Origin of the sequence: Methyloceanibacter sp., from assembly GCF_051306395.1 — a bacterium.
GTDB lineage: Bacteria > Pseudomonadota > Alphaproteobacteria > Rhizobiales > Methyloligellaceae > Methyloceanibacter.
Window position 1 is genome coordinate 1 of record NZ_JBPPND010000236.1, and the last position, 24,369, is coordinate 24,369.

At 63.4% G+C, this 24,369-nt stretch carries 25 protein-coding genes; 11 read left to right on the top strand and 14 right to left on the bottom strand.

Annotated elements, in window-relative coordinates:
• The 3 genes from ACSLE4_RS12620 to ACSLE4_RS12630 all read left to right on the top strand — a co-directional run.
• The coding region (locus ACSLE4_RS12620; RefSeq protein ID WP_435904792.1) for a caspase family protein at nucleotides 1-1,347 on the top strand (1,347 nt) is incomplete at its 5' end.
• A gap of 120 nt (nucleotides 1,348-1,467) precedes the next feature.
• A complete protein-coding gene (locus ACSLE4_RS12625) occupies nucleotides 1,468-3,681 on the top strand; it encodes a CHASE2 domain-containing protein (RefSeq protein ID WP_435904793.1) in 2,214 nt (737 codons plus the stop codon).
• Between the two features lie 3 nt (nucleotides 3,682-3,684).
• Complete coding sequence (locus ACSLE4_RS12630) at nucleotides 3,685-4,077, top strand: DUF3307 domain-containing protein (protein ID WP_435904794.1); 393 nt, start codon at nucleotides 3,685-3,687, stop codon at nucleotides 4,075-4,077.
• Here ACSLE4_RS12630 and ACSLE4_RS12635 read toward each other — a convergent pair.
• The 5 genes from ACSLE4_RS12635 to cutA form a co-directional block, all read right to left on the bottom strand.
• A complete protein-coding gene (locus tag ACSLE4_RS12635) occupies nucleotides 4,074-6,317 on the bottom strand; it encodes a SulP family inorganic anion transporter (protein WP_435904795.1) in 2,244 nt (747 codons plus the stop codon). The genes ACSLE4_RS12630 and ACSLE4_RS12635 overlap by 4 nt on opposite strands.
• An 87-nt stretch (nucleotides 6,318-6,404) precedes the next feature.
• On the bottom strand, nucleotides 6,405-6,776 hold the full coding sequence (locus ACSLE4_RS12640; RefSeq protein WP_435904796.1) for a cyclic nucleotide-binding domain-containing protein: 372 nt from the start codon (nucleotides 6,774-6,776) through the stop codon (nucleotides 6,405-6,407).
• 60 nt (nucleotides 6,777-6,836) lie between these two features.
• Nucleotides 6,837-7,658 (bottom strand): leucyl/phenylalanyl-tRNA--protein transferase, encoded by an 822-nt coding sequence (locus ACSLE4_RS12645; RefSeq protein ID WP_435904797.1) that lies wholly within the window; start codon nucleotides 7,656-7,658, stop codon nucleotides 6,837-6,839.
• 132 nt (nucleotides 7,659-7,790) lie between these two features.
• Nucleotides 7,791-9,284 (bottom strand): glycerol kinase GlpK, encoded by a 1,494-nt coding sequence (glpK, locus tag ACSLE4_RS12650; protein ID WP_435904798.1) that lies wholly within the window; start codon nucleotides 9,282-9,284, stop codon nucleotides 7,791-7,793.
• Nucleotides 9,284-9,622 (bottom strand): divalent-cation tolerance protein CutA, encoded by a 339-nt coding sequence (gene cutA, locus ACSLE4_RS12655; protein WP_435904799.1) that lies wholly within the window; start codon nucleotides 9,620-9,622, stop codon nucleotides 9,284-9,286. The genes glpK and cutA overlap by 1 nt, the downstream gene beginning before the upstream one ends.
• 113 nt (nucleotides 9,623-9,735) lie before the next feature.
• On the opposite strand from cutA, the gene ACSLE4_RS12660 reads away from it, so the two are divergent.
• Nucleotides 9,736-10,506, top strand: a complete 771-nt coding sequence (locus ACSLE4_RS12660; protein WP_435904800.1) for an NAD kinase — start codon at nucleotides 9,736-9,738, stop codon at nucleotides 10,504-10,506.
• Here ACSLE4_RS12660 and ACSLE4_RS12665 read toward each other — a convergent pair.
• Both ACSLE4_RS12665 and ACSLE4_RS12670 read right to left on the bottom strand, forming a co-directional pair.
• Complete coding sequence (locus ACSLE4_RS12665) at nucleotides 10,500-11,099, bottom strand: flavin reductase family protein (protein ID WP_435904801.1); 600 nt, start codon at nucleotides 11,097-11,099, stop codon at nucleotides 10,500-10,502. The genes ACSLE4_RS12660 and ACSLE4_RS12665 overlap by 7 nt on opposite strands.
• Before the next feature lie 32 nt (nucleotides 11,100-11,131).
• Nucleotides 11,132-11,704, bottom strand: a complete 573-nt coding sequence (locus ACSLE4_RS12670) for a nitroreductase family protein (RefSeq protein ID WP_435904802.1) — start codon at nucleotides 11,702-11,704, stop codon at nucleotides 11,132-11,134.
• Nucleotides 11,705-11,897: 193 nt separating this feature from the next.
• Between ACSLE4_RS12670 and ACSLE4_RS12675 the strand changes: the two genes are divergently transcribed.
• A complete protein-coding gene (locus ACSLE4_RS12675) occupies nucleotides 11,898-13,709 on the top strand; it encodes a vWA domain-containing protein (protein ID WP_435904803.1) in 1,812 nt (603 codons plus the stop codon).
• Here the strand turns inward: ACSLE4_RS12675 and ACSLE4_RS12680 are convergent.
• The 5 genes from ACSLE4_RS12680 to ACSLE4_RS12700 form a co-directional block, all read right to left on the bottom strand.
• Entirely contained in the window at nucleotides 13,672-14,787 is a 1,116-nt protein-coding gene (locus tag ACSLE4_RS12680; protein ID WP_435904804.1) for a bifunctional transcriptional activator/DNA repair enzyme AdaA, read from the bottom strand. The two genes, ACSLE4_RS12675 and ACSLE4_RS12680, sit on opposite strands and share 38 nt — an antisense overlap.
• A gap of 89 nt (nucleotides 14,788-14,876) precedes the next feature.
• A complete protein-coding gene (thrS, locus tag ACSLE4_RS12685; RefSeq protein WP_435904805.1) occupies nucleotides 14,877-16,814 on the bottom strand; it encodes a threonine--tRNA ligase in 1,938 nt (645 codons plus the stop codon).
• 66 nt (nucleotides 16,815-16,880) lie between these two features.
• Nucleotides 16,881-17,204: a membrane protein insertion efficiency factor YidD gene (gene yidD / locus ACSLE4_RS12690; protein ID WP_435904806.1), complete on the bottom strand. Its 324-nt coding sequence runs from the start codon at nucleotides 17,202-17,204 to the stop codon at nucleotides 16,881-16,883.
• A complete protein-coding gene (locus tag ACSLE4_RS12695; RefSeq protein ID WP_435904807.1) occupies nucleotides 17,201-17,680 on the bottom strand; it encodes a cupin domain-containing protein in 480 nt (159 codons plus the stop codon). Before ACSLE4_RS12695 ends, yidD begins: the two co-directional genes overlap by 4 nt.
• A gap of 7 nt (nucleotides 17,681-17,687) precedes the next feature.
• Nucleotides 17,688-18,158 carry an iron-sulfur cluster assembly scaffold protein gene (locus ACSLE4_RS12700; protein ID WP_435904808.1) on the bottom strand — a complete coding sequence of 157 codons (471 nt, stop codon included), beginning with the start codon at nucleotides 18,156-18,158 and terminating at the stop codon, nucleotides 17,688-17,690.
• Nucleotides 18,159-18,321: 163 nt separating this feature from the next.
• On the opposite strand from ACSLE4_RS12700, the gene folE reads away from it, so the two are divergent.
• The 3 genes from folE to ACSLE4_RS12715 all read left to right on the top strand — a co-directional run bounded on the left by folE (nucleotide 18,322) and on the right by ACSLE4_RS12715 (nucleotide 20,520).
• Nucleotides 18,322-18,975, top strand: a complete 654-nt coding sequence (gene folE / locus ACSLE4_RS12705; protein ID WP_435904809.1) for a GTP cyclohydrolase I FolE — start codon at nucleotides 18,322-18,324, stop codon at nucleotides 18,973-18,975.
• A 33-nt stretch (nucleotides 18,976-19,008) separates the two neighbouring features.
• On the top strand, nucleotides 19,009-19,497 hold the full coding sequence (gene hisI, locus ACSLE4_RS12710) for a phosphoribosyl-AMP cyclohydrolase (RefSeq protein WP_435904810.1): 489 nt from the start codon (nucleotides 19,009-19,011) through the stop codon (nucleotides 19,495-19,497).
• A gap of 108 nt (nucleotides 19,498-19,605) precedes the next feature.
• Nucleotides 19,606-20,520, top strand: a complete 915-nt coding sequence (locus ACSLE4_RS12715) for a patatin-like phospholipase family protein (protein ID WP_435904811.1) — start codon at nucleotides 19,606-19,608, stop codon at nucleotides 20,518-20,520.
• Between the two features lie 42 nt (nucleotides 20,521-20,562).
• On the opposite strand, the gene ACSLE4_RS12720 is transcribed toward ACSLE4_RS12715, so the two are convergent.
• Together ACSLE4_RS12720 and ACSLE4_RS12725 are read right to left on the bottom strand one after the other, a co-directional pair.
• Nucleotides 20,563-20,994: a CBS domain-containing protein gene (locus ACSLE4_RS12720; protein ID WP_435904812.1), complete on the bottom strand. Its 432-nt coding sequence runs from the start codon at nucleotides 20,992-20,994 to the stop codon at nucleotides 20,563-20,565.
• 107 nt (nucleotides 20,995-21,101) lie between these two features.
• Nucleotides 21,102-21,821, bottom strand: a complete 720-nt coding sequence (locus ACSLE4_RS12725; protein ID WP_435904813.1) for a rhomboid family intramembrane serine protease — start codon at nucleotides 21,819-21,821, stop codon at nucleotides 21,102-21,104.
• A 211-nt stretch (nucleotides 21,822-22,032) separates the two neighbouring features.
• On the opposite strand from ACSLE4_RS12725, the gene ACSLE4_RS12730 reads away from it, so the two are divergent.
• The 3 genes from ACSLE4_RS12730 to ACSLE4_RS12740 all read left to right on the top strand — a co-directional run bounded on the left by ACSLE4_RS12730 (nucleotide 22,033) and on the right by ACSLE4_RS12740 (nucleotide 24,321).
• The gene (locus tag ACSLE4_RS12730) at nucleotides 22,033-22,623 is read left to right on the top strand and encodes a PAS domain-containing protein (protein WP_435904814.1); all 591 of its coding nucleotides are present in this window, start codon (nucleotides 22,033-22,035) and stop codon (nucleotides 22,621-22,623) included.
• A 141-nt stretch (nucleotides 22,624-22,764) separates the two neighbouring features.
• Complete coding sequence (locus ACSLE4_RS12735) at nucleotides 22,765-23,415, top strand: PilZ domain-containing protein (protein WP_435904815.1); 651 nt, start codon at nucleotides 22,765-22,767, stop codon at nucleotides 23,413-23,415.
• Between the two features lie 258 nt (nucleotides 23,416-23,673).
• Nucleotides 23,674-24,321, top strand: a complete 648-nt coding sequence (locus ACSLE4_RS12740) for a transglutaminase-like cysteine peptidase (RefSeq protein ID WP_435904816.1) — start codon at nucleotides 23,674-23,676, stop codon at nucleotides 24,319-24,321.
• Nucleotides 24,322-24,369: the final 48 nt, after the last annotated feature.

The following is a 24,369-nucleotide window of genomic DNA, read 5'->3' on the forward strand; positions in this document are numbered from 1 at the left end:
CTCAAGAACCCGAGCAACGACGCCGTCGATGTCGCCGAGACGTTGCGCGGGCTCGGCTTCGACGTGATCGACGGCACCGATCTTTCCAAACGCGAGATGGAGAAGCGCATCCGCGCCTTCGCCGACAAGCTCGAAGGCGCCGATGTGGGTCTCTTCTTCTATGCGGGCCACGGCCTTCAGGTCGACGGCCGCAACTTCCTGGCACCGGTCGACGCCACACTGGAATCCGACACCGATCTCGACTTCGAGGCGATCCAGCTCAACCTCGTGCTCAAGCAGCTCGAGCGGAACAGCCGCGTGTCGATCGTCTTCCTCGATGCTTGCCGCGACAATCCGCTTGCCCGCAATCTCGCGGTCGCCAGCCGCTCGCTGAGCATCGGCCGCGGGCTCGCCCAAGTGGACAAAGCCGTGGGCATGATGATTGCCTTCGCCACACAGCCCGGCAATGTCGCGCTCGACGGCGAAGGCCGCAACAGTCCCTTCACCGAAGCCCTGCTGAGGCACATCGATGCCGAAGGCGCGAGCATCAACGATGTGATGATCGACGTGCGCAAGGACGTGCTGGAGGCGACCAAGGGCAAGCAGATCCCCTGGGAGAATTCCTCGCTGACCGGACAGTTCTATTTCAAGCCGGCCAAGACCGCCGAAGGCAACGCGGCGGAGATCGCGGCGCTGCGTGCGGAGATCGCCCGGCTGAAGGCGAGCCAGAGCACGCTTCCCGCGCCCGAACAGGAGCAACTGGCCGATCTCGAACAGAAGCTCGAGGCAAAGACTCAAACTGCTGAAACCGCGCCGAGCCGCGTGATCGCGGTGGAGCCCGCGGCAAACGCGGGCTCGCCCGCTCCTTCAGAAACGAAGACCGCCAATCTCACACCGGCCACGATCCCCGGCACGGAGGAGCCCAAAGCTGTCGCCGAGACGCCCGAACCCCTCGCCGCAACCGACCAGGCCGCCTTGAGTCGCGACATCCAGACAAAGCTCAAGGCACTCAACTGCTATACCGGCCCGATCGACGGCGATTGGGGCCGCGGCACCCGTGCCGGCATTGAGGCCTTCAACCACATCGCCAAGCGCGACTTGAACGCCGACGAAGCCGAGCAAGAGACCTTGGATGCGCTTGCCGCGTGGAAAGGGCAGACCTGCCCAACCAAGACGATCGTGCGGCGTAAGCCCACGCCAGCACCAAAGGCGGCGCAACCCAGCGCGGGCACAAAGACGCGCGCCAACCCTAAGCCGTCTTACGCCAAGAAACCCACGTACACGAAAAAGCCGAAACAGGCTCAGCAGGAACCGTCCCATGACATCGAAACCGAAACCCTGCACCGCCTGATGCGCCCCGCCCGCTAACCACTTCGCACACCGCGACTTTCCTATCCGGCCCCGCTGATTGACAGGCCCGCGCCAGCCGATAGGGTCGGCCCGCCGCTGGGCCCTGGCCCGGCCAAGAAACGGCGGAAAACGAGCGGGATGGGTCCACGCCTTCTTTATGCCCTGATTGTGGGCGCGGTGATCGTTGCGTCTTTGGCGATGCGGGTTTGGGATCCGAGCCCGGTCGCGCGGCTGAGATCGCTCGTCTTCGACTCCTATCAGCGGATTTCGCCGCTCCAGTTCGATCCAGAACTGCCCGTTCGCATCGTCGACATCGACGAGGACTCGCTCAAGAAGCTCGGTCAATGGCCTTGGCCACGCACCCTTCTGGCCGAACTCGTCGACAAGCTGGGCCAGCAAGGGGCCGCGGTCATCGCCTTCGATATGGTGTTCCCCGAGCCCGACCGGCTGTCGCCCGCTAACGCCGTGCAGTATTGGCCGCAGTCTTCGGCCATCGCGAACCTCAAACCCGAACTCGACAAGCTGCCCTCCAACGACCAGGTGCTCGCCGAAGCGATCGGCAGCGCGCCCATCGTAATGGGTTTCATCGCGTCGCCTTTCACCGAAGCGCTGCCTGAGACCAAAGCGGGGTTTTCCCATGGGGGGGACGACCCACGGCTCTTCGCACCCTATTATCCGGGCGCCGTGGCGAGCCTGAAAGTGCTGCAAGAGCCTGCACTCGGCGCCGGCGCACTCAACTGGATTCCCGAGTTCGACCAGATCATCCGCCGCATGCCTATCTTGGTGCGCGTCGGCGATACGCTCTTTCCTTCGCTCTCGGCCGATGTGCTGCGCCTCGCGCAGGGCGCCTCGACCTATGTGGTCAAGTCGTCCGGCGCGAGCGGCGAAGGCGCCTTCGGCGAAAAGACCGGTATCGTCAAAGTTCGGGTCGGCGACTTCGAGGTCCCCACAGAAGCCAACGGCCAGATGTGGGTACGTTTCACGCCGCAAACCCGCGACCGCTACCTGCCTGCCTGGAAGGTGTTGAACGGCGAGATCGGCGCCGATCAGATCGAAGGCCGCATCCTCCTCATCGGCACGAGCGCCGCGGGACTGCTCGATCTCCGGGCAACGCCGCTCGAGGCCTCCGTCCCCGGCGTCGAGCTGCACGCACAAGCCGTCGAGCAAATCATCCGGGGCGCGTTCCTGTTGCGGCCCGACTTCGCCAAGCCCGCCGAGCTTCTCTATATCCTCGTGCTCGGTCTTCTAATCGCCGTGTTCATCTATCGCGCCGGCGCGCTCGGCAGCGCGATCCTCGGTGCGGCCGCCATCGCGTTCGTCATCGGCCTATCCTGGTATGCCTTCGATGCCTGGGGCTGGCTGGTCGATCCCGTCTATCCCACGCTCGCCCTGTCGGCCATCTACCTTGCCGGCACCTCCTTTGTGTTTCTGCGCACCGAGCGCGAGCGGAATCGCGTGCGCAATGCCTTTTCCCATTACATGGCGCCGGCCCTTGTCGAGCGCCTGGCCGCCGAGCCGGGCCGGCTCAAGCTCGGCGGCGAGACCCGGGACATGACGCTTCTGTTCAGCGACGTGCGGGGCTTCACCAGCATCTCCGAAGGGCTCGATGCTGAAGAGCTGACGCGCTTCCTCAACAGCCTCTTCACGCCGCTTAGCAACATCATCCTCGACGAAAAAGGCACCATCGATAAATTCATGGGCGATGCGTTGATGGCGTTCTGGAATGCCCCGTTGGACGAGCCCGATCATCCAAGTCATGCTTGCCGCGCGGCCTTGCGCATGGTCGAGGAGATGAAAACCCTCAACGAGCGCTGGCGTGAAGAGGCGCTAGCCGGCGGGCGTGACTACAAGGAAGTCAAGCTAGGCATCGGCCTCAACACAGGGTCGTGCTGCGTCGGCAATCTCGGCTCGGAAACACGCTTCGATTACTCAGTGATCGGCGACAATGTGAACATCGCCTCGCGCCTGGAAGGCCAGTCCAAGACCTACGATCTGATGGCCATCGCCGGCGAGGAGACCGTCTCGCGCGCGCCGGACTTCGCGTTTCTCGAACTCGATCTCTTGAAAGTGAAAGGCAAGACCGCGGCGACGCGCATCTTCGCGCTTCTCGGCGACGCGGACCTGAAAGAAAGCCAGTACTTCATCGACCTCACCGTGAAACACCAGGACTTCCTCGCCCGCTACCGGGCGCAACACTGGGATGCCGCGGATGCCCTGAGCGTCGAATGCGAAGACCTGGCGGGCGCCCACCTGCACGGCCTCTACGCGCTCTACCGCGAGCGCATCGCGGCGTTCCGCGTCACTCCTCCCCCCGAAAATTGGGACGGCACGGCCGAGGCCTTGTCGAAATAACGCATGCCAGAAGCAGCCTCCCTCGTCCTTGCCGCAGTCTGCGTGTTGATGGTGAAGCACACCGCCGCCGACTTCTTTTTGCAGACGCCGTACCAGTATTGCAACAAGGGCATCTACGGCCATCCCGGCGGACTGCTGCATGCGGGGATCCACGTCGCGCTGACGCCGCTCGTCTATCTAGTGATCGCGCCTGTCTCGCTGGTGCTCGCAGTGGGGATCGCGATCGGCGAGTTTGTCGTCCACTACCATGTCGATTGGACGAAGGAGCGGGTGACGAAGGGGAACGGCCTGACGCCGCAGACGCCCGGCTTCTGGCACGCGCTCGGCGTCGATCAGCTCCTGCACGGGCTGACCTATCTCGCCATCGTTGCGGTGCTGGTCTGGGTCGCCTCCTAAAGCAGCGCCGAGATCTCGCGGTTGGCGAATTCGAGCCGGTCGGACAGAAGCCGGATGATGAGCTTGTGGAGCGCGGCGGCTGCGGCGGAGTCCTTCTCCTGCATCCGATCGAAAGCCTCCTGCGTCAGCCGGTAGACGACCGTCGGCGCCTCGGCGACCACGTTCGCCGTGCGGGGTACATGGCGGTAGAAGCCCATCTCGCCCACCACGGTATGCCCGATCATGCGCCGTAGCCTGATGGAGCGCCCGTGCTCGTCGGTGATGGTGATGGCGACACAGCCCGACGCCTGGAACACGACCGAGTCCGACGGCTCGCCTTGCTTGAACAGGAAGGCGCCGCTGTCGAGCTCCTGCCGCTCCATGAAGGGCGCAATCCGCTCGAAATCGATCTGGCCGCCGAACTCGTTGTGCAGCCATGTCTCGAAGTTGTGCGCCGAGGCATCGCCTACCTCATGATAGAGGAGCACCATGTCCTCGCACCATTCGACCGCCTCGTTACGGCTGCCGAAGACTTGATGCGGCTTTTCACTGCCGAAGAAGCCGGCCCGCTCGAAGCTTGCCCGCATGCTGTCGTTCAAGCCCGAGAAGGCAAGCGTCACGTCATGCTCTTCGCAGTAGTTACGCAGCTTAACGAGGCTCAGCACCGCGGAGGAGTCGAACCCGGGAACACCGCTGAAATCGAGCACCACATAGCCGACCGGCCTCTCCTGTTGCTCCTCGATGACCCGCTTGATCCGCTCGAACAGACCGTTGGACGAACCAAAGAAGATGAAGCCCGAGAGCCAGAACACATGGACACGCTTGCCCTCTTCATGCAGCAAGCGCGACTGCTCGGGTGAACGCTCCACATTGCTCGAAAACTCGTAGCGCGTCAGGTGACGTCGAACCACGCCGATCCGGCTGTAGTTCATCGCAAACATGAGGCAGGCGCCGATCACGCCGATCACCACGCCCGTGAAATACCCGAAATTGATGATGACCAGAGTCATCACACCGGTCAGCGCCCACTCGGTCCAGGTGCTCTCGGCCGGGGTGTCCAGCAATTCGACGATGATCACCGCGCCGAGATAGGCAAGCATGCCGCCGAGGATGGCTTTCGGCACGACACTGCCGACATCGGTGCCGGAGAAGAGGACAATGGCGCAGACGATGCCGACGATGGCGCCTGCCCATCTTGTCGTCGCTCCCGACTCGTCGAGCAGTATGGAGCCATTCATCGACAGGGAGCCGCCAAACCCGCCCAGCACCGAAGAAAGCAAATTGGCGAGGCCGTTGGAGCGGAACTCCTGGTCGAGATCGCCGCCCTTCTGTCGCGCCACTTCAAGGCTCGACACATCGAGGAGAAGCGCGATCGCCATCACGCCGCAGAAGGACCCGATCTCGGCCGCGCTCATCGCGATGACTCCCCAATCGATCTCGGTGCCGAAGACGACGCCGAGCGGCCACCACAACGTCAGCTCGCCGAGGCTCGGCAGGAACCAGGCGTTGCGCACAGTTTCATCGCTGACGACGAATAAGAGCGCCACGTCGAGAACTGCGACAAAGCCAAAAAAGGCGACCGGCAACGCGAGATAGACGGGAACGACGCGCGCGAGCAGCGGAATGGCGATCGCGAACAACGCGCCGATCGCGATCTGTGGCCCGTAGAGCGTGGAATAGAGAGGTTCCCAGCTTTCCGGAGACAGCGAGAGATCGGTCTGGGTCACTACCTCCATGCCTCCCAAGATGAGGAGGATGCCCGAGGCAACGAGAAACCCACCAATTACCGGATAGGGGATGAAGCGCAGCCACTGTCCGAGCTTCAGGGCGCCGACGCCGTAAAGCAGGACGCCGGTGAGCAGCGTGCTGACCGAAAGCGCCACCAGCACGTTCAAGGCGATCTGCTCGTGGCTCGCGCCCTTGGAGGCGAGCGCCGCGGCGATAGACGCCGCGAGCACGCTCATCACAGCCACCGCCGGGGAGTCCGGACCGCCTATGGTCGGCGAGAAGGTCGAGGTTACCGCGATGACAATGCAGGTAACCACGGTTCCCATGATCAGCCCGGCGAGGCCGAGTGAGAAACCGCCGGCAAGGTCGCCTGTGAAGATGAGCGCCGCGAAAGAGATGCAGTAGGCAACTTGCACGACCGCCGAGATGACGCCGGCGACGGCATCGCGCCCGAGCCTCGGCACATCGACATTACGCGGGCGCCGGAGCGCCAAGTTTGCAAGCAGCGGCAAGGGCGTGATACGGGAGGTCAAGGGGTTAAGTTAGCGCCGATCATGGCGGGGCAAGGCCACAATGCAAGGCAAAAATGGCGACACGCGGCCCTTGGACGCCCCGCGAGTTCAATCGCGAGGCGCCGACCGCCTCAACCGCTCGGCCAAGGTCCGCATGACGGCGATAGCGAAGAATGGCGTCTCGTGAACCAGGAACATGAAGCTCTTCTCGTTGATGGGGGCCAGTTCGGCGTCCGTCTTGGCCCGCGCGGTTGCGCTGCGGGACGATCCGTCGATCAGCGCCATCTCGCCGAAGATCCCGCCGGCGGATAAGGTCTCGATCACCTTGCCGTTCCGCTCGATCTCGACCTCTCCTGAGCGGACCACATACATAAAGTCGCCCTCGCCGCCCTCCGCGAAGATCACCTCGCCGGACGCGAAATTGACCAGCGGAAAGCCCGCATTGGCGAGCATGCTCAGATCGAGTCCCGCGACGGTCATCGTGGCGTCCTCCTAGCGGTCGCCCTCGGCCAGCGGACTGATGCTAACCGCAAATTCCGGCTAAGACGATAGCGTGAAGGGATTCTGCGCCCCGGGCGTCGCACGCCCGGTGCCGGCCACTTTCGGGTTCCACCGCGCGGCATCCAGACCTCTTTCGACAGTCCACTTGCCCATGCGGGTCGGCTCCTGCGTGGCCTTGGACAACAGCCCGTTGAAGGCGAAGCGCGGCACGACCGAAAAGCCGAGCTGGCTCAACTGCCCGCTCATGCGTTTGCCGTCGTTGAGCGCGAAGCCCCAATGCTGGAGATGGCAACTCAAGGTCACGAAGCCCACATTCACCGCGTCGCGTTCCCGCGAGAACAGTTTCTCGGTGAAAAAGGCCTGCCCAACGGCCAATCCGAAGAGACCGCCCGCGAGCCGCCCCGCGCGGTCCCAAACTTCCACCGAATGCGCATAGCCCGACGCGTTCAGTTCCGCAAACGCGTCGGCGAGCGCGGGCTCCGGCGCGCAGGCGCGCATCACGCCGGCGAAATCCTCATCGAAGGTCACGCCGTAAGTTCGCGTCTGGAGAAGCCGCCACACGCGCTGCGACACATAAGCGTTCTCCGGGAACGACACCATGCGCTCCGCCGGCGCCCACCATTTGTTCGCTTCCGGGTAGAGCCCCTTCGCATAAGCCGCGATCATTGTGGGCACATTCAGGTCCGAGCACGACCCGCAAAGGCCCTCGGGATGGCGCAGCGCCTGTTCAGGATCCGGCAGTTTCGGACCGAAGCCAATGAATTGTTTAGCGAGCAACGCCAGCGCCGCCGGCCTGCTGTAAAGCCCCGACGATACGAGGTTGCGCGAAACCTCACTCCACACGTTCTGTCGACCGGACACCGGCAACTCCAACGCAAATACTTACGGAGCGGCGAGGCACCGGAAACGCCGTCATGCGCCGCGTGCCGAGCTTGCCTCCAAAAGGATTCCCAACGGGTTAACGCTTGCGGAACCTTGTTTCTGGACCGTGCTTCACCCCTCGCGGCTGCGCACGCGGTCCACTGCTTCCAGCCAACCGGCGTAACGGGCCTCGCGCTCCGCCGCGCCCATCGCCGGTTCGTAGACTCTCGCCGGCGTCCACGTTTCGGCGAGCGTTGCGTTGTCGCCGTAGAAGCCCACCGCTTGGCCCGCGAAATAGGCGGCGCCCAACGACGTCGTCTCCAGGATTGCCGCAACCTCGACCGCCTCGCCCAAGATGTCGGCCAGCCGCTGCATGGCCCAACCATTCGCCGTCATGCCGCCATCAACACGCAGCGTGCCGGTGGCGTCGATGCCGGTCGCGCCCATGTCGTGGCGCATGGCGGAGAGGAGATCGCGGGTTTGGAAGGCGACGGATTCGAGGCCTGCCGCCACCACATCCGCCCTCGATGCCGCCCGGCTCATGCCGACAATGGCCGCCTTGGCGTCGGCATCCCAAAACGGCGCGCCGAGCCCTTGGAAAGCCGGCACCAGATACACGCCCGAATTCGGATCGGCCGAGCGTGCCAAGGCTTCGCTCTCCTCGGCGCTTTCGATCAGGCCGAGATTGTCGCGCAGCCATTGGATGGTGGCGCCGGCCATGAAGATCGCGCCCTCGAGCGCAAAGGTCCGCGCGCCGGCTCTTTGGGACAGGATCGTCGACAACATGCGCGTCGCCGAGGCGACCTTTTGATCGGCGGTGTTGGCGACAACGAAGCAGCCCGTCCCATAGGTCGCCTTGACCATGCCGGGCCGGACGCAGGCTTGCCCGTGCGCGGCCGCCTGCTGATCGCCGGCCACCCCGCGAATGGGCAGGCCCACGCCGAAATGCTCTGCCGCGGTCATGCCGAAATCGCCTTGCGTGTCACGCACCTCTGGCAACATCGCCGGCGGAATGTCGAGCCGCTCCAGAAGTGCCGCATCCCAAGCGCCCTTGCCGATATCGAACAACATGGTCCGCGCGGCGTTCGTCGCGTCGGTCCCGTGCAATGCGCCGTTGGTCAGCCTGAACAGCAAATAGCTGTCGATCGTGCCGAAGCAGACCTCGCCCGCCGCCGCCCGCGCCGCCAAGCCCGGGACATGTGAAAGCAGCCAGGCGAGCTTGGTCGCCGAGAAATAAGGATCGATGATCAGCCCGGTGGTCTCGGCGACATGCGGAGCCCAACCTTCGCCTTCAAGCTCGGCGCAGAGCGGCGCCGTGCGCCGATCCTGCCAGACGATGGCGTTATGCAACGGCCTGCCGGTCGCGCGGTCCCAGACCACCGTCGTCTCGCGCTGATTGGTGATGCCGACGGCCGCGACGGCATCGGCCCCAACCTCGCCCAGCACCGTACGGCAGACGTTAAGCACCGCGTTCCAGATCTCCTCCGGATCGTGCTCCACTTGCCCCGGCGCCGGATAGATCTGGGTGAGTGGCACGACGGCCGCAGGCCCCGGCTGTCCCGCTTCTTCGAACAGGATCGCGCGCGTGCTCGTCGTCCCCTGATCGATGGCGAGCACATAGCGCATCAGGCTTTCGCACCGCCCGTCTCGTTGAGGATCCAGGCACAATACTCTTCGCTGCCGCCGTCCGTGGCCAGCACCAGAAGCGCCGGCACCTCATAAGGATGCAGCCGCTTGGTCTCGGCCATCACCTGATCCTTGAGGCTGGCGCGCGTCTTGATGATCATGGCGACCTCCTCGGCCGTCTCCCGCGCGCCCTCCCACTCAAAGATGGAGATCATGCCCGGAAACGCATTGACGCACGCTGCAAGCCGGGCCGCCACCAGCGCCTCGCCCACGCGCTTGGCATCCTCCAGGCTCGGGAAAGTCGTATAGATCAGGATCGGCTGGTCTTCGTTCCGCATGTGATCCCCATTCACCGTCCCTTGAGACACTTGCACGACCTTATCACCACAGCTTTATAGTGCCTCCTCCCAAGAGCCGATCCTTGGACAGGTCCAAGCGCAGTAGAATGATCATGGCACGCTTCGAAAAGATTACCTTCGTCGCCAGCGAGACCAACGAGGCGAAGGATGCCTTCAAGGCACTTACCAAGCGCTACGGCAACGTGGCGCCAGAGGAAGCGGACGCCATCGTTGCGCTCGGCGGCGACGGTCTGATGCTTCAGACCATGCATGACCATCTTCATGGCCGCATCCCCATCTACGGCATGAACCGGGGCTCGGTCGGTTTCCTGCTCAACGATTACACGGAAAACCGGCTGAAAGACCGGCTGGAGGCGGCTGAGATCACCGTCATCCATCCTTTGCGCATGACCGTGCGAGACATGAAGGGCGCGAACCGCGAGGCGCTCGCCATCAACGAGGTCTCGTTGTTCCGCCAGATCCATCAAGCCGCCAAGCTGAAGATCGGCGTCGATGGTACCACCCGGCTGGAAGAACTGATCTGCGACGGCGTGTTGGTGGCTACGCCCGCCGGCAGCACCGCTTACAACCTCTCCGCCCATGGGCCGATCCTGCCCATCACCGCGCCACTGCTCGCGCTCACCCCGATCAGTCCGTTCCGCCCGCGGCGCTGGCGCGGCGCGCTGTTACCCAACGAGGCCAAGGTGATGATCGAGGTGCTGGAGCCGAACAAGCGCCCGGTGAGCGCGGTGGCCGACCACACCGAGTTCCGCGACGTGGTCGCCGTCGAAGTGCGCGAAGAGAGCGGCATCGACCTCTTCATGATGTTCGACCCGGGCCATACGCTCGCCGAGCGCATCCTCGCCGAGCAGTTCGGCTATTGAGGCCGCGGCAACTCGAACACCTGATCGATCACCGCATAGTCCCCATAGCCCAACCGCGCGATGGGCTTGAGCTTGGTCACGTCCACTTTGCCGTCGACGATGGTCCGGTCGTCGATATGCACGCCGATCACCTGGCCGAGCACGATGGCGTGGGTCCCAGGACCGCCGTTCGGGCCCGGGAGATCGATGGTCCGCCAGTATTTGCACTCGAAGGCCACAGGCGACTCGGCCACGCGCGGCGGTGCCACCAGCTTCGACGGGGCGGGCGTCAGCCCGGCGAGCACCATCTCGTCCACCTCGGGGCTAACAGGCTGCGAGGTGCGGTTCATGGCGTCGCGCAGATCGTAGGTGGCGAGTGAGCAGACGAACTCTCCCGTCTCTTCCGCGTTGCGCTGGCTGTCCTTCCGCCCGCCCGAGGAGAACATCACGAAATGCGGATCGGTGGCGACCGCGTTGAAGAAGCTATAAGGCGCGAGATTGACCACGCCGTTCTTGCCGAGCGTGGAGATCCAGCCGATCGGCCGAGGGCTAACCAGAGCCTTGAACGGATCCCATTGCAGGCCGTGCGTGTTGGCAACCGCGTCATAGAACATGGGCCGTGATCCTACGGGGGTGCAGCGGCCTTTCAAGCCTGCCAGGTTGTAACGATATCGGTGAGCGCGGGACGGTCCCGCTCCTCCGGCCTCTCCTTCGCCGTTCCGATATAGATGAAGCCTGCGACGCGCTCATTCTCCGACAAGTGCAGCGCTTTCCGCACTCCCGGACTGAAGGCATACCATTCGGTGATCCATTGCGCGCCAAAGCCGAGCGCCGTCGCCGCCAACATCAAATTCTGGCAGACCGCGCCCGCGGACAGGACCTGCTCCCATTCGGGCACGGCGGGCGTCTGGATGACACGGGAGATGACGGCGATGACCACGGGTGCCCGCAGGAAGCGCTTGGCCTCCGTGTCGAGCCGAAAGGTGCTGGGCTCGTCCTCCTCGGCGCGGCACGCCTGTGCGATCACCTGTCCGAAAGCTTCCCGGGCGGCTCCCTCAAACACGATAAAGCGCCAAGGCACGAGCTTCTTGTGGTCCGGCACGCGGGCGGCCGCGGTCAGGATTTGACCGAGCTGACCCGCATCGGGACCAGGTTCGGTCAGCGCGTTGGCCGAGACCGAGCGGCGGCTCAAAAGGTGATCGAGAGTGGGATTAGACATGCGCTCACAATGACTGGCTAAGGCCATGCTGCATATCGCGAAACGGGCATTCCAACAATGTTCGTGCCTTGCGTCCAATCGGCGCCCATAGCTTCAAAAATCGGCCTTATTCGCGATCAAATTTCCAAGCGTGATGCTCGCCTGTTGCCTGTATAAGGGGGCGGGGCGATCGACGAAACGGAAGAGAAACGCCATGCGGGGGAAGCACTTCGCGGCGCTGAAGTTCTTGCTTTTGCCCGCTCTTTTCTTCGGCGCCGGATTCGCGGCCGCCGAGGATGCGGCCGCGCCCGCCCCCGACAGGCCTGCTGCGGTCCTCGTGTTCGATGCTTCAAAGAGCATGGGGGACAAGCTCGGCGAGACCGCCAAGCTCGATGTAGCGCTTAGCGCGCTCACGGAGGCGATCCCCGGCCAGGCCAATCAACTCTCTCTGGGTCTCGTGGCCTTCGGGCATCGCAAGGACTCAAATTGCGCCGACAGCGAGATCCTGGCCAAGACGGGCGAACTCAATGGCGGCAGCTTTGCAAAGCTCCTCGGCGGCATCAAGGCCACGGGCCAAGCCCCCATCGCCGCGGCCATCGGCGACGCGTCCTCGCTCGCAAGTGACGGCAAGCCCCTCGATGTCGTGCTCATCGCTGATGGCAGCGACACCTGCGATGCCGATCTTTGCGTGACCGCCGAGGCGCTCAAGCAGAAGACCAAGGGCTTACGCATTCACGTGGTGGGGCTCGGCGACAAGCCCACGGACCTTCAGCCGCTGGCCTGCATCGCCAAAGCGACCGGCGGCAAGTTCGTTACTGCAGATAATGAGAGCGACTTCAAGACCGGACTGGGCGCCGTTTTCGCGGCCATTACCGCACCACCGACGCCGGCCCCGCCGATGGCCGAAGCGGACGCTCCGCCCCCGCCTCCTGGTCCAGGATATAGCGCCGATCAAACGAAGCCCGGCGAGACCGCCGTGTTGAAATCAGGGGCGCCGAAGCGGGACGCCCCGCAAGCGCAGGCGGAGCGCGTGGTGCCCGTCTCGCCCGCGCCACCCAAGACGCAGCCGCTGCGCCCCGTACCGGTGAGCTTCAAGGCGCTCATCACCGAAGGCGGCGCCAAGTTGCAATCGGGTCTCATCTGGCGGGTCTATAGCGCGAAGGCAAAGTCCGATGGCGGCTTCGAGCTGATCAGCACCCATCGCGAACCGACACCGACAGCAGCCCTGCTTCCCGGGGAGTATTTGGTCAACGCCGCCTATGGGCTCTCCAACTTGACCAGGAAGATCAAGGTGGAGGGTGGGAAGTCCCTCGAGGAGACCTTCGTCCTCAACACCGGCGGACTTGCCATGAGGGCCTTGCTTGCCACCGGAGAGGAATGCCCCAAAGGCAGCGTCCGCTTCGACATTATGTCCGACGAGCAAGACCAGTTCGGCAACCGCGAGACCATCCTGGCGGACGCCCAACCCCATAGGGTCATTCGCCTCAATGCCGGCGCCTATCACTTGAGGAGCCTTTACGGGGATGCGAATGCCAGCGTCGGCGTCGACGTGACGGTCGAGCCGGGGCGCATCACCGAGGCGACCATCAAGCACACTGGGGCGAAGATCACCTTCCGCCTCGTGCAGAGCCTGGGCGGCGAGGCCCTCGCCAACACGAAATGGACGATCCTCACCTCCGCCGGCGACACGGTGAAGTCGAACGCAGGCGCGCTTCCAACCCACATCCTCGCCGCCGGCAGCTATGCAGTGGTGGCCGATCACGACGGACAGAGCTACACCCGCAAATTTTCCATCGAGCCCGGCAATGACAAGCAAATCGAAGTTGCCATCGAGGACGGTCCCACCTCGCCGGAAGCGCTGAACGCCCTACTCGATCCGCCGGAGGCTCCGCCACCGGGAACTGGCGGACTGGCCGGTGAAGGTCCTGGCGGCGCCATGGGTTTCGACGGCTTCTCGGCCCGGCCGGCCGATCCCAACGCACCGCTGCTCAATCCCGGCACTCTATTCCGTCCATCGACGCCTTGACGGGCTGCGACGGGGCGGCGGCGGCGGCCATCGAACGTTCGTGCTCAAGCAACCATTTCTTTCGCGCGAGCCCGCCACCGTAGCCGATAAGCGAACCATCGCTGCCGATGACTCGGTGACAAGGAATCACGATCCCGCGGAAGTTGTCACCATTGGCGCGAGCCACGGCTCGCACAGCTTTCGGTGCGCCGATGCTTTTGGCAATTTCCGCATAGGATCGCGTTTCGGCGGGCGGAATTTCCAGCAGCGCGTCCCACACGCGCCTTTGAAACTCCGTGCCGCGCGGTGCAAACGGCAAGCTGAACTCGGCGCGCGTGCCCCGGAAATATTCACCGATCTCGCGACTTGCCTGATCCAGCACCAGATGATCGCCCGGTACGATGGCAAACTTGGTCTTGTTCCGCAGCCGAAGGATTTCACGCTCAAGTCCGCGCCGATCCACCCAATCCAGCACAAAGAGCCCGCTGTCGTTCGCCAGGGCGAGGATTGCGCCGAGGGGCGTCTCGATCCAGCGCGCGAAGAGGCAGTGCACGCCGTTTGCCTGCGAAGGGACGGTGCCGAAGAGCTTCGCGAACGCTTCACGAAATCCGCTCGACGATTCAAAGCCGTGCGCCAATTGCGTGTCCAAGAGATTTGTCCCCTTTCTGACGGCAGCCAGCGCAGAACCCATGCGCCGCGCGCGTTGATAGGCGTGAAACGACATGCCGAAATACCTCTGAAACTGCCGCCTCGCGGTTGACGGATCGATTCCTTTGCGCATGAGATCCCGATCCCGCAGAGGATCCGACAATCCGTCTTCGACCTGTCGGCGGAGCTCCTCCACCAGCGGTGGAACTTCCCGTCCAATATTCATTGGTTTGCACCGCAGGCACGGACGAAAGCCGGCGTACAGCGCTTCATGCGCGCTCGGAAAGAACTCGACGTTAGCGCGTAAGGGCTTCCGCGCCGAACAGGTCGGGCGGCAGAAAATGCCGGTCGTCTTGACGCCGACCACGAAGATGCCCTCGTAGGAGGAATCGCGACACTGCAAGGCGCGGAAGAATTCGCCGGCTCGTCCAGTAAACTGCTGCGTACTCATGGTCGCCATACTACGCCTCGCCCTCGCGTGCGCGCGACCGATTTTCAGGCAGTGATTTCGGTTTCAGGCGGTCGCTTCCGGCTGTGAGGCTAGGCCGCCTTGCTGTGCTCGCGTAAGTCCGGAGGCACGGCCTCATCGACGAGCGTCTGAACGGCAGCATCGAGGCTCATGACCTCTTGCTTCTGCGAGCCAAGCCGGCGCACCGACACGGTACCCTCTTCGGCTTCGCGCTTGCCGGCCACGAGCAGCACCGGCACCTTCGCCATCGAGTGCTCGCGCACTTTGTAGTTGATCTTCTCGTTGCGAAGATCGGCCTCGGCGCGCAAGCCCGCTTCTTTCAGCCGTGCCAGCACTTTCTCGGCGTAGTCGTCCGCATCGGAGACGATGGTGGCGACCACGGCCTGGGTCGGCGCGAGCCACAACGGCAAGTGCCCCGCGTGATGCTCGATGAGAATGCCCGTGAAGCGCTCCAGCGAGCCGAACATGGCGCGATGAATCATCACCGGCGCCGCCTTCTCGCCATCGGTGCCGATATAGAAGGCGCCGAGGCGCTCCGGCATGTTGAGATCGACCTGGATCGTGCCGCATTGCCATTCGCGGCCGATGGCGTCGCGCAGAACATATTCGAGCTTTGGCCCGTAAAACGCGCCTTCGCCCGGGTTCAGCTCGTAGGAGAGTCCGGCCGCTTCGACGGCACGCTTCAGAGCGGCTTCAGCCTTGTCCCACACCGCATCGGCGCCGACGCGCTTTTCGGGGCGGTCGGAAAACTTGATGCGTACGTCCTCGAAGCCGAAATCGCGATAGATGGAGAGCATCTGCTCGTTGAGCTTCACGCACTCCTCGGTGATCTGATCCTCGGTGCAGAAGATATGCGCGTCGTCTTGCGTGAAGTGGCGCACGCGCAAGAGCCCGTGCAGCGCGCCGGAGGGCTCGTAGCGGTGCACCTTGCCGAATTCGGCAATGCGCAAGGGTAGATCGCGATAACTCTTAAGACCGTGCTTGAAGATCTGCACATGCCCCGGACAATTCATGGGCTTGCAGCAGAACACGCGGTCATCGGGCGTCTCGGCGATATACATGTTCTCGGCGAACTTCTCCCAATGGCCCGACTGCTCCCACAGCGTGCGTTCCATCATGTCCGGCGAGTTCACCTCCACATAGCCCCAATCGTTCTGGCGCCGGCGCATATAGCCGATCAGTGCTTGAAACAGCGCCCAGCCCTTCGCGTGCCAGAACACGGCGCCCGGGGCCTCCTCTTGGAAGTGGAACAGGTCCATCTCGCGGCCCAAGCGACGGTGGTCGCGCTTCTCCGCCTCCTCAAGCTGATGGAGATAAGCCTTGAGATCGTCTTCGCTTGCCCAGGCCGTGCCGTAGATGCGCTGGAGCATCGGGTTGTTCGAGTCTCCGCGCCAATAAGCGCCCGCGATCTTGAGCAGCTTGAAGCCTTTACCGACCTTCCCCGTGGACGTCATATGCGGCCCGCGGCACAGATCGAACCATTCCCGCTGCGAATAGATCTTGATGTCGTCGCCTTCGGGAATCGCGTCTATGAGTTCGATCTTGTAGGCCTCACCCATGTCGCGGAACATCTTCTTCGCCGCGTCGCGCTCCATGACTTGATAGGAGAATGGCGAGTCGCGATTGATGATCTCGCGCATCTTCGCCTCGATCTTTGGCAGATCGTCGGGCGTAAATGGCTCGTCGCGAGCGAAGTCGTAATAGAAGCCGTTATCGATCACCGGGCCGATGGTGACTTGCGTGCCGGGATAGAGTTCCTGCACCGCTTCGGCCATCACATGCGCCGCGTCGTGGCGGATCAGCGACAGCGCGTCCGGATCGTCACGCGTAATGATGCGGATCTCGGCATCTTGCTTGATGGGCTCGTAGAGGTCTCGCAGCTGGCCGTCGACCTCCATGGCCACGGCCTTCTTGGCGAGCGATTTGGCGATCGACTCGGCAACGTCGCGGCCCGTGACTCCAGATTCGAAGTCGCGCGCGGAACCATCGGGAAACTTGAGGGAAATCATATGTCGCTCCTCTCACTCCTGCGTACCAGCGCAGGTAAGACGGACTGTCTGTCGGCGGCGCCGCTTTTAGCGGGAATCGCCTGCCGCGTCACGTTTATTTAGGCGCCAGCGACCATAGCGCCAAGGGGCAAAGGGATGGCGCTCGTGACGGAGGTCCGGCACCGGGTCGAGCCCCTGGCTTCCCCAAGGGTGACAGCGGCACAGCCGGGCGAGCGTGAGCCAGCCGCCCTTCCACGCCCCATTGCTGTCGATGGCCTCGCGCGCATAGTCGGAGCAAGTCGGCAAATGCCGGCAATGGGCGCCGACAAGCGCCGAGAGCGAGTAGCGGTACGCCATGATCGGCGCCAGCATCAGCGCCTTGGCCGCGCGCTGTCCCAAAGTTGCGCTCATGGGTAGGGATCGCCGTCCCTATGGGTGAACACGAAGCGGCCGCCATCTTTCCGCGCCTTCAGGTCGATGTCGCTGTAATGCGCCTCTTCATGGTCGGCACGGGTGCCCACCTCCAGATAGAGCACCGGTTGGTCGCCACGATTGATCAGATGATGCCCGTCGGCACGGCCTGCGGGGAAGCCCGCCGCCATCCCTGGCTTGAGCACCGTTTCGCCCGCATCGGTGACGAGCGTCGCCTCCCCTTCGAGCACGTACACGAACTCATCCTCATGGACGTGCCAATGCCGCTGCGACGACCAAGCGCCGGGCGCCAAGGTCACCAGGTTGACGCCAAACTGGGTGAGATCGAGAGCATCGCCGAGCGCCCGCTTTGCCCGGCCCAAAGCGGCCTCGTCGAATGGTGCGGGATAGGCGCTTCCAGTCCGTGCGGTAACGGTCAAAGGGTCGAGCCAGCGCGGTTTGTTGTCTTCGCTCATGGCATCTTCATGCGGATGGCGCGGCGTCCGCGGCGACACCGTCGCGCTCCGCCTCGATCTGGCGGAGCGCATCTTCCACCGCGTCGAACACGAGCAGTGTGGATGGCTGGCGCGCCCTATAGTCGCGCACCGCCTCGAGCAAGGCCAAGTCGCTCCATTTGCCGGTTGGGGGCGGCCCGTCCTCTTTCAGCATCTTGCGCATCGCCGTACCCACGGTGCGCAGTTCCGCCGTTGTCGAGCCTACGATCTCCCGGCCCATGATCGAGGCGGCCGTCTGCCCGAGCAGGCAAGCCCGTACCGTCTGGCCGTAATCAGCGACCATGTCCCCATCCATCACGAGGTCGATCTCCACCTGGCTGCCGCACAGTTTCGAATGCGCCTTCGCTGTGGCCTGGGGCTCTCTCAACCGTCGCGTGCGCGGCATGGAAGCCGCAAGCTCGAGCAGTTGCTGGCTATAAATATCCTCGGGCCGGGTCATATCCTATCCTCGGTTGGCCGGGCTCGCCTTGCAGGCGGAATTCGCGCATTATATATGCAGCGGAGGCCCAGACGCCCAGGGCCCCTTGCCGCGCCTGCGCCCCGAATGTCGTGCTTAAAGGAATGCGGCTCAAGTGATTAGCCAGAAAGGGAACGCACAAGCTATGGACGCCACAGCGAAGGATCGGCCAGGCAGACAGCTTTACGCGGGCATTGAGATCGGCCGCGGGCCACAGATTACGCGCCCTTCGCGGGCGAAGGCCGAGGAGGCCGTGCGTACGCTTATCGCCTATGCGGGGGACGATCCTCAGCGCGAAGGCTTGCGCGACACGCCGCGCCGCGTGACGTCCGCCTATGACGAGTTTTTCGCAGGCTACAGAGAAGACCCTTTCGAGGTGCTGTCGCGGACCTTCGACGAAGTGGCGGGCTATGACGACATCGTGATGCTCCGCGATATCGAGCTCCATTCTCATTGCGAGCACCACATGATCCCCTTCATCGGGAAGGCGCATATCGCCTACTTCCCGACGGACCGCGTGGTGGGGCTCTCCAAGCTCGCCCGCGTAGTCGAGGTGTTCGCACGCCGTCTGCAAACCCAAGAGACTATGACCGCCCAGATCGCCGAGACCATCGACCGGGTGCTCAAGCCCAAGGGCGTGGCGGTGATGATCGAAGCGGTCCATCAGTGCATGTCGATCCGCGGTGTGAGAAAGCCCGACGTGGCCACCATCACCACGCAGTTCACCGGCATCTTCAAAGAGGACCCGGCGCAGCAGGCGCGCTTCATGCAGCTGGCGACCGAGCGCGGCCGTTCGTAAACCCCGCCTCGGCCGCGAAGGAATTTGATCGCGGTGACCAAGGCCGACCTCTTCCCCAGGATCGAGGACAAGACCGCGCGCGAGGAAGGCGACGTCTTCGCGCCGGCCTTCGACGCGCACGGACTGCTCCCCGTCATCGTCACCTCCGCCGAGACCGGCGAGGTGCTGATGTTCGCCTATATGAACGAGGAAGCGCTTGCCCGTTCCATCGAGACGGGAGAAGCGCATTACTGGTCGCGGTCTCGCAATGTCCTGTGGCGCAAGGGCGAGACCAGCGGCAATACCCAGCGCATTGTCGAGATGCGCACCGACTGCGATCAGGACGTGCTCTGGATCACGGTGGCGATGACGGGCACAGGGGCCTGTTGCCACACCGGCCGCGTGTCCTGTTTCTATCGCAGCGTTCCCTTCGGCAAGGAGGCCGGGGAGAAGCTCGTGCCGACAAATGCCGCACGCCGCTTTGACCCGGAGGCCGTGTACGGTCACGAGTCTGCCGCAAAGGGAACCTTAAAGAGTTCATAGTACTGATCTAATTGAACAAAGCTCGCAGCCCGCCGGGCCTTCCGTGTCAGGGCTGGGCGCTTGTGGATTGGCGATGCAGGGCCATATGTCCTGTGCAAGGCGTTGTAGATGGCAAGACCGACGATCGGTTTGGCACTTGGCGGTGGGGCCGCGCGTGGCTGGGCGCACATTGGGGTGCTGCGCAGCCTGATTGCCGCCGGCCTCGAGCCGGACATCGTCGCCGGCACCTCGATCGGCGCCGTGGCCGGCGCTTGCTATGTCACCGGCAAGCTCGATGGGCTGCAAGAGTTCGCCACGACCCTTACCCGCCGGCGCATCTTTGGCTTTCTCGATTTCAATTTCGCAGGCTCGGGCCTCATCACCGGGCAACGCCTCAGCAGCCGGCTCGAGAACCACTTAAAGAACGTCGCCATCGAGAAACTCAGCCCGCGCTTCGTGGCCGTGGCCACCGAGCTCGGTACGGGTCACGAGGTCTGGCTGAACAAAGGCGACCTGGTGACCGCACTCAAGGCATCCTTCGCGCTGCCGGGGATCTTCCGTCCGGTGCAGATCAACGGCCGCTGGCTGATTGACGGTGCGCTCGTCAATCCAATCCCGGTCTCCGTGTGCCGTGCGCTTGGGGCGCGCATCGTCATCGCCGTCAATCTCAACTGCGATCTCTTCGGCAAAGGCGGCGTGATCCACGATCTGGAGGCCCTAGCCGAGCCGTCAAACGTCGACGACCAGATGCTTCCCGGCAATGGCCGTGGCGCGGTGCATCTCCTCCATCGGCAGATCTTCGGGCGCAGCAACGGCGCTCCGGGCATGTCGGCCGTGATGATGGATGCGATCAACATCACCCAAGACCGCATCGCGCGCTCGCGTCTTGCCGGCGATCCGCCAGACATCACCATCGGTCCGAGGACCGGCAGCATCGGGCTGTTCGATTTCCATCGCGCCGAAGAGGCGATCGCTCTCGGCGCCAAGGCGGCAGAGTCCCAGCTCGACGAGATCAGGATGGCCGTGCGGGCGCTCGCCGCGTGAGCAGAAGCGCCACACAAGTTAGCCTTAGAAGATCGAAGACGTTCAGCCCGTGGCGATGTACTCACGCATGGCTGCGGCTTCCATTTCGGCCTCGGCGATCCGCATCCGCACCACGTCACCGATAGACACGAGCCCCACGAGACGGCCGCGATCCACGACCGGCATGTGGCGGAACCGATGCGCGGTCATCTCGCCCATCAGTTGATCCATCGTGTCGGACTCCCGGCAACTCACCACGGCTTTGGTCATGTATTTCTCGACCGGCTCCTCGAGCACCGAGGCGCCGGCGCGGGCGATCTCGCGCACGATGTCTCGCTCCGAGACGATACCGGTAACCTTGCCGTCGTCCTCGGCGATCACGATGCAGCCGATTTTGTGCTGACCGAGGAGCTGGGCAATCTCCAGCAAGGACATGTCCGGTGAGGCCGTGACGACCTCCCTGCCCTTCAGTTTCAGGATTGCTGCGACATTCATTGGGGTTTCCTCCAGCCCGGGAACTTCAGTCCCGTTTGCTGCGACATGATGTCCCGGAGTGAAACGGCACGCAAGCTTGGGGCGAATCAAGCACCAATTCCCAGTGCTTACCGCAGTTGCGAAGCGTTTTCGGACGCGGAGGAACGATCGAAAAGCCCGAAGGTCAACAGACCGCAGAGGAAGCCGCCGATATGGGCTTCCCAGGCAATCCCATCGCTCGCCCCGCCGAAGGAGACCGAAGTCAGGCCGAAATAGGCGTTGAGCACCAGCCAAAATACGAGAAACCCGACGATCCAATGGTCGCGTAGGGTGGTGCTGAGATCGGCCAGCGGCGCCCGCGAAAAATCAGGGGCCCGCTCGCCCGGTTCCCGGCGGGCGAAGAAAATGAACCGCAGCGCGCCGGCCATCTGTCCTGATATGGCCGCCGACGCCCCCACCACTGGGGCCATTTCGCCCCAATGAAAGACAAGGTGGGTCAGCGCGCCGGCAATTCCGCACAGGATCGAAAATTCGAAGAAGCCGCGCGTGCCGATCCGCCGGGCCACGGCCGTCCCGAAGGCGAGCATCCACAACACGTTGACCAGGAGGTGCATCCAGCCGCCATGCACCACCATGTAGGTCACAAACGAGGTGACCGCGGTGACATAGCCGCCGGGCAATTCAGCCGCCGACCCGCTGTAGCGGGCGGGAATGAAGGCCAAAGACAGGAGGACCGTGATGTCGATCTCGTCCGGCAGCAGGCCTCTCACCACCTGGATCGCAATCATGACCGCGGCCGCCAGCACCACGGCGCGGGGCACATTAAAGATAGGTTCGCTTGCCGCCATTCAATGATCCACCGGAAACCAACGCATTCATCATCCGCGGCAACCTTAACGGCCCACCGAGCCTGAGCACGACTGCCCGTCCGCGGCGCCCTGGCACACTCCCTGCTTAACAAACCGTGAGCATGCCGCTCACCTGTGCCATCCCGGGACAAATCCGGCTTGGCCAGAACCTGAGCGGGCGGACGAGGAAACGTTTTGCGTCGGATGGGCTATGCAGCAGCCAACGAGTAGGCAGCTTTACGCGTATTGGGACACGATACGCAATGGGCGGATTGCGCCGCGCCGGTTCGAGATCGAGCCGGCGAAGATCGCGGGTCTCCTACGCGAGACCTTCATCGCCGAATGCACGGGCCTGCTCGCCTTCCGCTTTCGCTTGGCCGGCACAAGGGTCTGCCAACAATTCGGCCGCGAGCTGCGCGGCGTCGACTTCCTGAGCCTCTGGCCGGTCCACGACCGGGATGCCATCGGCTCGCTGGTCCGCACCATCGTCAATGACGGCGCGGTAGGCCACGGCCTTTTTCTGGCCCGGACCGAAACGAACCGCCAAGTGGCCTTCGAATTCACATTGATGCCGCTGATTCATACGGGCTCCTCGATCAACCGGATCCTCGGTTCGATCACCGCAATCGAGCCGCCCTTCTGGCTCGGCGCCGAACCGCTAACCTCGTTCGAGGCGACCGAACTCAGTCTGCATTGGCCGGATGGGGTTCCCGCCTTCATAGGCAACGACGGCGCCGAGGCCGTCCGCCTCGCCCGCAGACAGTTTCGCGTGGTCGAAGGCGGCCTGTCCCGCTCCGATTAGGGGCATCTATCCTGCGCGTATTGCCACGCTTGCCGCCTCATTTGGCGCCTCGCTTAGCCGTTCCTTAAGGCTCCCCAACTAAGCGTAATGAACACTTGCTCAGTGGCGTCCGACAACAGGACTGAGAGCCAGGGCAGAGGCATGACTATCTCGAACATGACGGATGCTGCGCTTCCGCGGGGTCGACTGCGCGGAGAACGGCAGGGCGACCGCCCTAAGATCGTGCCGGATCGCCGCCGCTACAAGCGGGTCGTGGTCTCCCTCGACGGACGCATCATGACCGAGGATAAGCGGGAATTCCCTTGCGAAGTGTTCAACATGTCGCCGGGCGGCATGGCGCTGCGGGCATCCGCCTCTCCTCAGCCCGGCGAGCGCATCGTCGCCTATCTCGACAATCTCGGCCGTCTTGAGGGAACCGTCGCCCGGACCTTCGAGGGCGGCTTCGCCGTTGAACTCAGGGCGAGCACTCAAAAGCGCGAGCGCATCGCAAATCTGCTCACCTGGTACACCAATCGCGACTATCTCGACGGCGAAGAGCGGCAGCATGAGCGCTTCGAGCCGCGCATCGCGGCCCAGAAGCTGATCCTGCCCAACAGCGACGTCCATGACTGCCGGGTGCTGGATGTGTCCTTGAGCGGCGCGTCCGTGGCCACCCGGGTCAAGCCACCTCTCGGCACTGTCGTCGTTCTGGGGCGCTTGCGCGGCAGCGTGGTCCGCTACCACGAGCAGGGCTTCGCAATTCAGTTTGCCGAGCTCCAGGATCCGGATAGCCTGGCCTGGACTTTCGGCTAGACTAACGCAAGACTAACCTTTCCAAATTCTTTCAAATGGAGCGCGGTCGCCCCCCGCCCGCGCGCGAAAAATCGCGCAAATCTGGGCTTGAACATGATTTGTTCCAAACTATCTAAAATTTTATGGAAACCAAGAACATTCAGGTTTGAGTAGGTCTCACTAAAAAAACGCTACCAATACTACTTCAAAACGCCAGCTTTCTTTATCGGGATCTCAAAGTCTTTCTGAGAGAGTGCTCCTCAACAACAGGGGGGTACAATGAAACAGTTCGTTCTTGGGTCAGCGTTTTTGATGTTTATCTCGTCGTTGCCGGCGGACGCCACCAATAATCATGCGATCACGCTCAAGTCTCAGCTCGAGCCGCAGAAGGTGACGTTCCTGCAATCCTTCGGCGAGACCTTGCCGCCAATCGGCTATGTGAATTTCTGCCGCGAGCGGGCCGATGAGTGCCGGCCCTCGCGCCGCTTCGCCGACCGCGTTCAGTTCACCGGCGGCAAGTTCGCCGAGCTCCAAGAGGTCAACAACAGCGTCAACGACGCCGTGATGCCGATCACAGACCTCGAGCTCCACGGCAAAGTCGAATGGTGGGCCTATCCCACCGAGGGCAAGGGCGACTGCGAAGACTATGTCCTACTGAAGCGCCGCATTCTCATCGAGCGCGGCTGGCCCGAGAGCACGCTTCTGATCACCGTAGTCAGGGACGAGAACAACGAGGGCCACGCCGTGCTCACGGTCCGGACCGACCGCGGCGACTTCGTCCTCGACAACAAGCAGCGCGACGTCATGGCCTGGGCCGATACGCCCTATACCTACGTCAAGCAGCAATCGGCCCGCAATCCGCTGGTCTGGACCTCGCTCCTGCCGCCGAGCCTGGCGCCCCAACCGGCAACGTCCGCTTCGAATTAAGGAGAGCTTCAACGCCCTGATCCCTCAGGGACATCGTTTTAAGGCCCG